The sequence below is a fragment of the Longibaculum muris genome, assembly GCF_004343035.1.
Lineage (GTDB): Bacteria > Bacillota_I > Bacilli_A > Erysipelotrichales > Coprobacillaceae > Longibaculum > Longibaculum muris.
The window spans coordinates 1-11,803 of the sequence record NZ_SMCQ01000040.1; the positions used below are offsets into that span (position 1 = coordinate 1).

General features: G+C 32.1%; 11 protein-coding genes. 9 read left to right on the forward strand and 2 right to left on the reverse strand.

The features are described 5' to 3' along the window. Positions 1-132: 132 nt before the first annotated feature. Positions 133-1,023, reverse strand: a complete 891-nt coding sequence (locus EDD60_RS15680; RefSeq protein WP_066445497.1) for a helix-turn-helix transcriptional regulator — start codon at positions 1,021-1,023, stop codon at positions 133-135. A 152-nt stretch (positions 1,024-1,175) separates the two neighbouring features. Here EDD60_RS15680 and EDD60_RS15685 point away from each other — a divergent pair, with 152 nt between their 5' ends. The 8 genes from EDD60_RS15685 (at position 1,176) to EDD60_RS15715 (ending at position 9,875) form a co-directional block, all read left to right on the forward strand. After that, on the forward strand, positions 1,176-2,522 hold the full coding sequence (locus EDD60_RS15685; protein WP_066445495.1) for a carbohydrate ABC transporter substrate-binding protein: 1,347 nt from the start codon (positions 1,176-1,178) through the stop codon (positions 2,520-2,522). Between the two features lie 69 nt (positions 2,523-2,591). Continuing rightward, entirely contained in the window at positions 2,592-3,488 is an 897-nt protein-coding gene (locus EDD60_RS15690; protein ID WP_066445492.1) for a carbohydrate ABC transporter permease, read from the forward strand. 12 nt (positions 3,489-3,500) lie between these two features. After that, the gene (locus tag EDD60_RS15695) at positions 3,501-4,367 is read left to right on the forward strand and encodes a carbohydrate ABC transporter permease (RefSeq protein WP_066445491.1); all 867 of its coding nucleotides are present in this window, start codon (positions 3,501-3,503) and stop codon (positions 4,365-4,367) included. Positions 4,368-4,376: 9 nt separating this feature from the next. Then, a complete protein-coding gene (locus tag EDD60_RS16150) occupies positions 4,377-4,544 on the forward strand; it encodes a DUF6903 family protein (protein ID WP_165973163.1) in 168 nt (55 codons plus the stop codon). Between the two features lie 9 nt (positions 4,545-4,553). Beyond that, complete coding sequence (locus tag EDD60_RS15700) at positions 4,554-5,678, forward strand: ABC transporter ATP-binding protein (RefSeq protein ID WP_066445489.1); 1,125 nt, start codon at positions 4,554-4,556, stop codon at positions 5,676-5,678. A gap of 2 nt (positions 5,679-5,680) precedes the next feature. After that, positions 5,681-7,834, forward strand: a complete 2,154-nt coding sequence (gene gnpA / locus EDD60_RS15705) for a 1,3-beta-galactosyl-N-acetylhexosamine phosphorylase (RefSeq protein ID WP_066445488.1) — start codon at positions 5,681-5,683, stop codon at positions 7,832-7,834. Between the two features lie 12 nt (positions 7,835-7,846). Further along, positions 7,847-8,773 carry a nucleotidyltransferase family protein gene (locus EDD60_RS15710; RefSeq protein ID WP_066445485.1) on the forward strand — a complete coding sequence of 309 codons (927 nt, stop codon included), beginning with the start codon at positions 7,847-7,849 and terminating at the stop codon, positions 8,771-8,773. After that, a complete protein-coding gene (locus EDD60_RS15715) occupies positions 8,769-9,875 on the forward strand; it encodes a phosphotransferase enzyme family protein (RefSeq protein ID WP_207905393.1) in 1,107 nt (368 codons plus the stop codon). Before EDD60_RS15710 ends, EDD60_RS15715 begins: the two co-directional genes overlap by 5 nt. 40 nt (positions 9,876-9,915) lie before the next feature. On the opposite strand, the gene dtd is transcribed toward EDD60_RS15715, so the two are convergent. Beyond that, positions 9,916-10,368, reverse strand: coding sequence for a D-aminoacyl-tRNA deacylase (dtd, locus tag EDD60_RS15720; RefSeq protein ID WP_066445479.1), 453 nt, complete (start codon positions 10,366-10,368; stop codon positions 9,916-9,918). Between the two features lie 76 nt (positions 10,369-10,444). On the opposite strand from dtd, the gene EDD60_RS15725 reads away from it, so the two are divergent. Then, positions 10,445-11,713, forward strand: coding sequence for a replication-associated recombination protein A (locus EDD60_RS15725; protein WP_132226546.1), 1,269 nt, complete (start codon positions 10,445-10,447; stop codon positions 11,711-11,713). Positions 11,714-11,803 lie beyond the last annotated feature (90 nt).

The window sequence follows — 11,803 nt, forward strand, 5'->3', positions numbered from 1 at the left end:
GTCCGTTTGCTGCCCTCTTGCCGAGTGCTCATCTATAATACCATCTCATCCCTCCCTTTGCAAGTCTTTTTTTTACTTTTTTTGCACTTTTTTATTTTTTTATTAAAAAAATCCCTGCACATGGGGATATTTTTAGATATCTGATTGAAAAATATATTTTTTTTGATAGACCGGTAAGTCATCTTGAGGACTTTTTACTGCTTGTGCATCTCGAAATTGCTTAGGTGTCATATTGGTGTTTTTCTTAAACATCTGCGAAAAATATGATTGTGAAGAAAAACCTACAGTTTCAGAAATCTCAGCAATTGATAGACTTGTTGTCCTTAATAAGGATTTACATTCTTTAATACGCCTTTCTATTAAATAATTGATAGGTGATATCCCCATGTATTTCTTAAATTCATGAGCCATATAATATTTATTCATTTTCATATAATCCGCTAAAGATTCTAATGTAATATCCTCTGAATAATTAAGATCAATATAATGACAAATCATCCTTATTTCTCTTTTAGCTGGTAATTGTGTATTATCCTTGCTTAAATTCACTTTCATCTGACGAATAATTTTCAACATAAATAGTTCAAATAATTTTTGGCAAACTGTTTCATAACCAAATTCTTTTCTTTCACTTTCCATTAATAAGCGACTAATATAATATTCCATATCATCATTATTCTTATCAAAACTTTGATATAAAAACAAATGATCTTCTCCATTTAAATCAAAGGTTAATTCATCAACCCCTAAAACAACATACTCCAATGGATCATCTCCACTTGAATCTTCATGATGATATATATTAGGATTCACTATAATCATATCATCCTTCTTTACATTAAAAGATTCATTTTCCACAGCAAACTTTCCTTTTCCCCCAATAACATAAAAAATTTCAGTAAAAGGATGAAAATGCATCAAAGAATTCCAATCCCCTTCATATTTCGAATATGTAATATATAACAAATTCATGGGAAAATCCAAGTCACTCTTTTTAGAAATATCTATCCTATTATTACTCATATCACTTCTTCATCCTTTCTTTCTATAAATATTTTACTATTTTTACCATTCAAAAGCAATATATATAAAATTTATAACAATTTTAGCGTAGATAAAGCGTTTACATTTAGGTATATTGTTATTAGAAGATATCATGAAGGAGGAAAAAAACAATGAATACTAAAAAAGTGTTATCTTTAGGACTTTCTGTTCTTATGTGCGGTACACTCCTAGCTGGTTGTGGCGGTAACAAAGAAGAAAAAGGTGCTGATGCATCTGGAAAAACTTTGAAAATTGCTGGACTAGATGGTGGTTATGGTACTAAAGGATGGGAAGCTGTTGCAAAGAAATTTGAAGAATTAAAGGGTTGTAAAGTTGAATTACAATTCGAAAAGAACATTGCTGATACTTTAAGACCAGTTATCACTTCTGGTAAAGATGTACCTGATGTTATTTATCTATCAATTGGTGCTGAAGGTGGTTTAACTGACACATTAGTGAAAGAAAAAGCTATCACTGACATCTCATCATTATTAGATATGACAATTCCAGGAGAAAAAGGAACAGTCAAAGAAAAAATTCTTCCAGGATTTACTGATTCATTCACTAGTAGCCCTTATAGTGATGGAAAATTATACTTAGCCCCTATTAATTATAGTCCATGTGGTTTATTCTACAATGCTGGATTATTTAAATCAAAAGGATGGGAAGTTCCAAAAACTTGGGATGAAATGTTTGAATTAGGTGAAAAAGCTAAAAAAGAAGGTATTGCTTTATTCACTTATCCAACTACTGGATATTTCGATGCATTCTTCAGCGCATTATTAAATGAAGCTGTTGGACCTGAAAAATATAACAAATTAATGAATTATGATACTGCAACTTGGAAAGATGCTGGTGTTAAAAAAGCATTTGACACTGTTGGAAAATTAGCTAAATACATTGAAAAGAACACTGTATCTAATGCTAACAAAGAAGGATTCACTAAGAATCAACAATTAATCTTAGACAACAAAGCTTTATTCTGTCCAAATGGAACTTGGTTACCAGGTGAAATGAAAGATGCTCCTAGAGCTAAAGGATTTGAATGGGGATTCACTGCTTTACCAAAATTAACTGCTGATGGTGATGCTTATTCTACAACATTCTCTGAACAATTATATATTCCTACTAAATCTAATAAAGATAACAAGGAATTAGCTAAAGAATTTATCGCTTATTGCTATAGTGATGAAGCTGCTAAATTATTCTACGAAAATGGTGGAGCTGTTATGCCTACTGCTAATGCTACAGCATTAATTAAAGATGATGACGCTAACAAATTATTCTATTCTGTAGTAGAAAAAGGTGCTAAAACAAATCCTGTTGGATTTGCTGCTGCTGATGCAATTGAAGGTGTTGACTTAACAAGTGCTGATGGTATCTTATATGGTACTGTAAACTCTGTTATGACTGGTAAGAAAACTGTTGATCAATGGTATGATGCAGTTATCAAAGCTGTTCAAAAATACGATAAATAATCTATCTTAAAATTAAATATGAAATAAATAGCGGTGGGTAAAAACACCGCTATTTTAGAAAGGAAAAATATGAACAAGACAAAAGAAAAAAGACGTTTTATATGGATTTGTCTCGCTCCAGCGACAATCTTATTTACAGTGTTCATGATTATTCCAACAATTAATGTTTTTTGGATGTCTACTTTAAAATGGGGCGGACTTTCTGCCAACAAAACTTTTGTTGGATTCAATAACTTTATCACTGCCTTTCAAGACATGAACTTCATTCATGCCTTACAAAACACAATTTTAATTATTGCTGTTGTTACTGTTATTACAATGGCTTTAGCCATTATCTTTGCTTCTATTTTAGTAAGAGAAAAAATCAAAGGACAAAATTTCTTTAGAATCATTTTCTATATTCCAAATATTTTATCTGTTGTTGTTATTTCTTCTATTTTTGGAGCAATCTATGATTCATCTAATAATGGTTTATTAAACAGTATGATTTCTTTATTTAAACCTGAAACTTGGGAAACAATCCAATTCTTAGGAAATCAAGACATCGTTTTATATGCTGTCATTGGGGCACTTGTTTGGCAAGCTATTGGTTATTATATGGTTATGTATATGGCCAGTATGTCATCTATCCCTGAACATCTTTATGAATCTGCTTCATTGGATGGTGCTGGTAAATTTAGACAATTCTTCTCTATTACCCTTCCAATGATTTGGGATAATATTCGTACAACTTTAACATTCTTCGTTATTAGTACAATCAATATTAGCTTCTTGTTGGTTAATGCTTTAACTTCTGGTGGACCTGATGGTGCTAGTCAGACTGTTTTAGGTTATATCTATAAACAAGCTTATAATAATGCAAGTTATGGTTATGGGATGGCGATTGCAGCAATTGTCTTTATTTTCTCATTTGTATTAAGCTTTATTTTGAATAAATCTACAGAAAGAGATCCAATTGAATTATAGGAGGTGGCATAAATGAAAAAGAAATTTGATAATGTAGATCGTTTATACAAGGTTTTTATTTATGTTGCTTTAATTACTTTAGCTATTTCAATTATCGTTCCTGTAGCTTGGGTCTTTATGGCTTCTATTAAAGAAAATAAAGAATTCTATAGTAATCCTTGGGCATTACCTGCAGGATTCTATTTCCAAAACTTTATTAACGCTTTTGAAAAAGCAAGTATGGGAAGTTATTTCTTTAACTCTGTTATTTCAACTGCTCTTGCGTTAATTATTTTATTAGTTGTTTCTTTACCAGCTTCTTATGTGTTAGCACGTTATAAGTTTAAAGGTAAAAGAATCTTAAATACACTTTTTATGGCTGGTTTGTTTATCAATGTTAACTACATTGTTGTGCCAATATTCTTAATGTTGATGGGCTGGGATGATACTTTAAATATAAGTTTCTTCTTAGATAACATTGTTGTCTTAGCGGTTGTCTATGCATCTACTGCCATTCCATTTACTGTTTATTTATTAAGTAGTTATTTCCAAACACTGCCAAAGGCTTATGAAGAAGCTGCTTTGATTGATGGTTGTGGTTATTTTAAAACAATGATTAAAGTCATGATTCCAATGGCTAAACCTAGTATTGTAACAGTTATTCTGTTTAACTTCTTAGCATTCTGGAATGAATACATTATCGCTTTAACGTTAATGAGCGGTTCTAATCGAACATTACCAGTCGGGTTACTTGCTTTAATGCAAGCATCACGTGGTAAAGCAGAATATGGTATGATGTATGCCGGTCTTGTCATTGTTATGTTACCAACATTAATTTTATACATTATGGTTCAAAAGAAATTAACTCAAGGTATGACCCTTGGTGGATTAAAGGATTAGGTGATGATTATGAATACAAAAACTCAAAATATTATTTTACTAGCGATATTCATTATCTCTTTTGCCCTTTTATTCTATGGGCAAAAAAATGTTGGTTACATGGGATTAACACTTGAACTTATCGGCTTAGCTGGTTTAGTTTTAATACTTTATATTTATAATAAGAGATACAAATAGGAGGATATTATGGCAACATTATCATTAAAACATATAGATAAAATTTATGACAATAATGTTCAGGCTGTCTTTGATTTTAACTTAGATATTGCTGATAAAGAATTTATTGTCTTTGTAGGTCCATCAGGCTGTGGGAAATCAACAACCCTTAGAATGATTGCTGGACTAGAAGATATATCAAGTGGAGAATTATACATTGATGACAAATTAATGAATGATATTTCTCCTAAAGATAGAGATATTGCAATGGTTTTCCAATCTTATGCCCTCTACCCACATATGACTGTATATGAAAATATGGCATTTGGATTAAAAATTGCAAAAGTACCAAAAGAAGAAATTGACCGTCGTGTTCGTTCTGTTGCAAAAGCAATTGATATTGAACAATACTTAGAACGTAAACCAAAGGCTTTATCTGGTGGTCAACGTCAACGTGTGGCTTTAGGACGTGCAATTGTACGTGAACCAAAGGTTTTCTTAATGGATGAACCTTTAAGTAACTTGGATGCTAAATTAAGAGTTCAAATGCGTGTTGAAATCTTAAAGATCTATCAACAATTAGGTACAACATTTATTTATGTAACTCATGACCAAACTGAAGCAATGACAATGGGAACAAGAATTGTCGTTATGAAAGATGGTCGGGTTCAACAAGTCGCTGCCCCTACTTTCCTTTATGAACATCCAATTAATAAATTCGTAGCTGGATTTATTGGTAGTCCACAAATGAACTTTAGAGATGGAATGATTAGTGAAAAAGATGGAAAATTATTCATTGAATTAACTGATATTGCATTAGAGATCCCTGAAGATAAAGCAAAAATCTTAAAAGAAAAAGGATATGTTGGAAAAACTGTAACAATGGGTATCCGTCCTGAAGATATTTCAACTCATCCTCAATACATCATGCATCATCCTGAAGCTTCTTTCCAAAGTCAAGTTGATGTTGTAGAATTAATGGGTTCTGAAAGCTTTATTCATATGACAAAAGATGGTTCACCATTCGTTGTTAAAGTTCCTGGAAGTACACCTTTAAGAGCACATGATGAAGGTTCATTTACTTATTTAATGAACAAAACACACTATTTTGATAAAGATACTGAAATTAATATTTTAGAGGATTTGGGGGACTAACAATGAAAAATTATGGTCGTTTAACAATTCCTACTGATTTAGATGTTATTGATCAAACAATTGCATTAAAAGAAAAATTAGGTGCTGATGCAATTCGTGACTGTGATGGAACTGAAATGCCTAAAGAAATCTTGGATTTAGATGCAAAAATTTATGCAACATATTATACAACTAGAAAAGATAATGATTGGGCTTTAGCTAATCCTGAAGAAATTCAACAAGAATATTTAATTACTAATCGTTATACAGCAAGAGAATCATCATTAACAATTACATTAATGAAAGGATTCCATACTGAACAATTAAAACCAAACTTTATTGATAACCCTCATGAATGGTGGGAAGTCATTGATCGTACAACTGGTGAAGTTGTTCCTACTGATAAATGGACTTACAGTGAAGAAAATGGAACTGTTACAATTGAAACAATTCCTTATCATGTTTATACTGTTAGTTTCTTAGCTTTCTTAATTTGGGATCCTGTTCACATGTATAACTTTATTACAAATGATTGGAAAGATGCGCCTCATCAATTAACATTTGATGTACGCCAACCAAAAACTCAAGTTTTTGTTAAAGAAAAATTAAAGAAATTCTGTGAAGATAATCCTCATGTAGATGTCATTCGTTTTACCACTTTCTTCCATCAATTTACTTTAACATTTGATGATCAAAAACGTGAAAAATATGTTGAATGGTTTGGTTATAGTGCTAGCGTTTCTCCATATATCCTAAGAAAATTTGAAGAATGGGCAGGTTATAAATTCCGTCCTGAATTCATTGTAGATCAAGGTTATCATAATTCTTTATTTAGAGTTCCTTCTAAAGAATTTAAAGATTTTATTAACTTCCAACAACAAGAAGTTTGTAAACTTGCTAAAGAATTAGTTGATATTGTGCATAGCTATGGTAAAGAAGCTATGATGTTCTTAGGAGATCACTGGATTGGTACTGAACCTTATGGACCATATTTTGAATCGATTGGATTAGATGCAGTTGTTGGTTCTGTTGGTGATGGTGTGACAATGCGTATGATTTCTGACATCAAAGGTGTGAAATACACTGAAGGAAGATTATTACCTTACTTCTTCCCTGATGTTTTTTGTGAAGGTGGCGATCCAATTGGGGAAGCACATACCAACTGGTTAAAAGCCAGACGTGCTATTTTAAGAAGTCCTTTAGATCGTATTGGTTATGGTGGATATTTAAAACTTGCATTAGAGTGGCCTGGATTTATTGATACAATTACACATGTTGTTGATGAATTCAGAAATATTCATGAAACAATCAAAGGAACAAGTGCTTATGTTTCTCCATTTAAAGTTGCTATTTTAAACTGTTGGGGAGGATGTCGTCGTTGGATGAACAACCAAGTTCACCATGCGATTTGGTATCGTGAAATCTACTCTTATGTGGGTATTATTGAATGCTTAAGTGGTATGCCTATTGATTTAGAGTTTATTAACTTTGATGATGTTAAAAACGGTGCTTTAGATCAATTTAAAGTTGTTATTAATGCAGGAAGTGCTTATACATCTTGGTCTGGTGCTGAAAATTGGATTGATGAAGATGTTGTGACACGTATTCGTGCATGGGTTGATAATGGTGGTGGATTTATTGGTGTTGGTGAACCAACAGCTTATCAGCATCAAGGTCAATTCTTCCAATTAAGTGATGTTTTGGGAGTTGATAAAGAAGTTGGCTTTACTTTAAGTCATGATAAATACAATGAAGTTGATCCTCATCATTTCTTATTAGAAGATATTGATGGTGAAATTGATTTTGGTGAAGGTATGAATGGTATCTATGCGCATGGTGAAAATTATCAAATCTTAAATCAATATCATGGTTATGCAAGATTAGTCACAAATACTTTTGGTCAAGGTCGAAGCATTTACTTTGCCGGTTTACCATATTCTCCACAAAACTGTCGCCTTCTTTTAAGAGCAATTTACTGGGCAGCTGGTTGTGAAGATGAAATGAAGAAGTATTATGTAAGTAATGTCAATACCGAAGTTGCAGCCTTTGAAAGTGTTGGACAAATTGCTGTTATTAACAATACAACTGAAGCACTTTCTACAGATCTTTATATCAAAGGTCAAAAGGTTGAAACATTGAATTTAGAACCAATGGAACTCCGTTGGGTTAGCATTTAAAGGAGGCTCGTTATGAAAAAGCCAGTATTAGTAATTATGGCAGCTGGTATGGGAAGTCGTTATGGTGGTTTAAAACAAATTGATCCAATTGATCAAGATGGTCATATCATCATAGACTTTTCCCTCTATGATGCTGCACGTGCCGGATTCGATGAAGTGATTTTCATTATCAAAAAGGAAAATGAAGAAGATTTCAAAGAAGCTATTGGCAATCGTATTGAAAAAACAATGAAAATTCATTATGCTTATCAAGAGCTTAATGATTTACCTGCAGGTAACAATGTTCCAAGTGATCGTGTGAAACCTTGGGGAACTGCTCATGCGATTTATTGTTGTCGTGAATTCATTAATGGACCATTTGCTGTTATTAACGCTGATGATTATTATGGTGTTGATGCGTTTAAGATTATTTATGATTATCTTTCTACTCATCAAGATGATGAAAAATATCGTTACGCAATGGTTGGTTATCAAATTGAAAAGACATTAACAGAAAACGGAACTGTTGCTAGAGGTGTCTGTGAAGTGAATGAAAATCATTATCTTGTGAACATTACAGAACGTACAAAAATTAAGAAAACTGAAACTGGAGCAGCTTATGAAGATCATGATGAATGGATTGATTTACCAGCAAAGGCAACTGTTTCAATGAATTTATGGGGATTTAGTCAAAGTATTATGGATGAAATTGGTAATGGTTTTCAAGCTTTCTTAGATGTAGGATTAAAAGAAAATCCATTGAAATGTGAATATTTCATTCCTAGTGTTGTTAGTCGCTTACTTCATGAAGAAAAAGCAACTGTTGAAGTTTTAACTACAGCTGATCAATGGTATGGTGTTACTTATCGTGAAGATAAACCAGTGATTATGAAAGCTATTCAAGATATGAAAGATCAAGGTATCTATCCTCAAAAGCTTTGGGGTGATCATCATGATTAACCAATATTTATTAAAAGAAGTTATTTCACATTTTGATTTTGTTGGTAGTTTATTAAAATGCGAACCTTATGGAAGCGGACATATTAATGATACGTATTTATTAGAATATAAGATTCCTCATATGGGAGTTGTTCCTATTATCTTACAAAGAATGAATACCAATGTCTTTAAAAAACCTGTTGAATTAATGGAAAACATCATGAATGTGACTTCTTTTCTAAGAGAAAAAATTACTGAAAATGGTGGTGATCCTGAAAGAGAAACATTAACTGTTATCTTAAATAAAGCAGGAAAACCTTATTATAAGGACAGTGAAGGTAACTATTGGCGTGCTTATCATTTCATTACTTGCGCAACTGGCTATGATGAAGTGAAATGTGATGAAGATTTTTATCAAAGTGCCCTTGCCTTTGGGAAGTTCCAAAGCTTATTAGCCGATTATCCTGCTGAAAAACTACATGAAACAATTCCAGACTTTCATAATACCAAAGCACGATTTGCTGTTTTTAAAGATGCTGTTGAAAAAGATGTCTGTCATCGTGCAAAAGATGTTCAAGCAGAAATTCAATTTGTTTTAGAACATGTTGATTTAGCTCATGTTTTAGGTGATATGCAAGCTTCTGGTGAGTTACCACTTCGTGTTACACATAATGATACAAAATTAAATAATGTTTTAATTGATGATAAAACTCATCAAGGAATTTGTGTCATTGATTTAGATACTGTTATGCCTGGTCTGGCAATTAACGATTTTGGGGATTCGATTCGTTTTGGAGCAAGTACTGGGGCAGAAGATGAAAAAGATTTATCAAAGATTGAATGTGACATGCATCTTTTTGAAGTCTATACAAAAGGGTTCATTAAAGGTTGTGATGGACGTTTAACTGATGAAGAAATTAAAGCTTTGCCACTAGGGGCAAAGGTCATGACGCTTGAATGTGGAATGCGTTTTTTAACTGATTACCTTCAAGGTGATACTTATTTTAAAACAAAATATCCTACTCATAATTTAGATCGTTGTCGTACACAATTCAAACTTGTCAGTGACATGGAAAAGAAATGGGATACAATGAATGAAATTGTATCAAAGTATAATATATAAAAACTCCTACCTTAAAAGACGCCACAAAGGCGTCTTTTCTTTATTTACAAATATCTTGACTATCTAAGATAATTGTTACTGGTCCATCATTTAAAAGAGAAACTTTCATATCTGCACCAAATATTCCTGTTTCAACATGAATTCCACTATCAGCTATTTTCTGATTAAAATAGTTATATAAAGGAATCGCTACTTCGGGTTTTGCTGCATCAATAAAGCTTGGTCTACGCCCTTTTCGACAATCTGCATAAAGGGTAAATTGTGAAATCGATAAAATAGCTCCATGAACATCATTTAAAGATAAATTCATTTTCCCTGCGGCATCTTCAAAAATCCGTAAATGAATCATTTTTTCAACCATTTTATCAACAATCACTTCATTATCACCTTCACAAAAACCAACCAAAACCATCAATCCTTTATCAATTTGACCATGAATTTTTCCATCAATTGTAACTGAACTTTCTTTAACTCTTTGTACGACTAATTTCATAAACTCGCTCCTATCATTCTTTTATAAAAAATGCTATAATCATTATAAACAAATTTAAAAGAAAAGGAAAGATATTATGGCTTCAACTTTAGCATACCGTATGCGTCCAACATCTTTAAAAGATGTTTTAGGACAAAAACATATTATTGGAGAAAAAGCAATTTTCTCCCAATTCGTTAAAAAAAAGCATCCTATGTCTTGTATTTTATATGGGCCTCCAGGTTGTGGAAAAACCACATTAGCAAGTGCACTAGCAAATGATTTGGATATTCCTTATCGTATTTTTAATGCTTCAACAGGAAATAAAAAAGAAATGGATATGATTATTGAGGAAGCAAAATTAAGTGGTGAATTGTTTGTTATTATTGATGAAGTTCATCGTTTAAATAAAGATAAGCAGGATCATTTATTACCTCATATTGAAAATGGACTATTGGTTATTGCTGGTTGTACAACTGCTAATCCTTATCATTCTATTAATCCTGCCATTCGTTCACGCTGTCAAATTATTGAAGTGAAACCATTGTCTAAAGATGATATTGTTGATGGATTAAAAAAAGCCATTGTAAGTGATAAAGGATTAAAGAATGAATTTAAAGTCGAAGATGATGTTTTAAAATATATTGCTGATTTGAGTAGTGGAGATATTCGTTATGCTTATAACTGTTTAGAATTAGCGAGTGTTTTAAGTGATGATACAAATATTACTTTAGAAATGGTTAAAAATTCTATTCAAAAAGCAAATGCACAATTTGATAAAGATGAAGATCAATATTATGATACTTTAAGTGGTTTACAAAAATCTATTCGTGGTAGTGATCCTAATGGTGCCATGTATTACTTTGCTAAATTAATTGAAGCAAAAGATATAGAATCATTAGAACGTCGAGTGATTACAACTGCTTATGAAGATATTGGATTAGCAAATCCTAATGCCTGTATGCGTACAGTAATGGCTTTTCAGGCAGCTAAAGTCATTGGTTTTCCTGAAGCTCGTATTCCACTTGCCTCAGCCATTATTGATTTATGTCTATCACCTAAATCAAAATCTTCTGAAAACGCTATAGACGCTGCTCTTGCCTCATTAGCAACCCACCCCTATCCAGCACCCTCTTATCTTCGTTTAACGCCTGTAGGGCTAGAAGAAGATGAAAAATACGATTATAGTCGTCCTGAACTTTGGGAATATATTCAATACTTACCCGAACAGTTAAAAAGCGAACAATTCTATATTCCTTGGATGACCAGCAATTATGAAAAAGCCCTTGCGGAAAATTATCGTCGTATTTTAAAACACGGAAGAACAAGTCGAATTAAAGAATTAAATCATACAAAGAAAAAATAGGCTGTAACGAGTAAGTAGTTTTTTAACTATTTTAGAGCGTTACAGCTCTTTTTTTGTAAATTAAAATGAATGAGAAAATTTTAGCCTTTT

What these genes read in the sequence shown, in the direction of transcription:
- EDD60_RS15685 (WP_066445495.1), top strand. Translation starts at nt 1,176, where the DNA reads ATGAATACTAAAAAAGTGTTATCTTTAGGACTTTCTGTTCTTATGTGC.
- gnpA (WP_066445488.1), top strand. Translation starts at nt 5,681, where the DNA reads ATGAAAAATTATGGTCGTTTAACAATTCCTACTGATTTAGATGTTATT.
- EDD60_RS15710 (WP_066445485.1), top strand. Translation starts at nt 7,847, where the DNA reads ATGAAAAAGCCAGTATTAGTAATTATGGCAGCTGGTATGGGAAGTCGT.
- EDD60_RS15725 (WP_132226546.1), top strand. Translation starts at nt 10,445, where the DNA reads ATGGCTTCAACTTTAGCATACCGTATGCGTCCAACATCTTTAAAAGAT.
- EDD60_RS16150 (WP_165973163.1), top strand. Translation starts at nt 4,377, where the DNA reads ATGAATACAAAAACTCAAAATATTATTTTACTAGCGATATTCATTATC.
- EDD60_RS15695 (WP_066445491.1), top strand. Translation starts at nt 3,501, where the DNA reads ATGAAAAAGAAATTTGATAATGTAGATCGTTTATACAAGGTTTTTATT.
- dtd (WP_066445479.1), bottom strand. Translation starts at nt 10,368, where the DNA reads ATGAAATTAGTCGTACAAAGAGTTAAAGAAAGTTCAGTTACAATTGAT.
- EDD60_RS15690 (WP_066445492.1), top strand. Translation starts at nt 2,592, where the DNA reads ATGAACAAGACAAAAGAAAAAAGACGTTTTATATGGATTTGTCTCGCT.
- EDD60_RS15700 (WP_066445489.1), top strand. Translation starts at nt 4,554, where the DNA reads ATGGCAACATTATCATTAAAACATATAGATAAAATTTATGACAATAAT.
- EDD60_RS15680 (WP_066445497.1), bottom strand. Translation starts at nt 1,023, where the DNA reads ATGAGTAATAATAGGATAGATATTTCTAAAAAGAGTGACTTGGATTTT.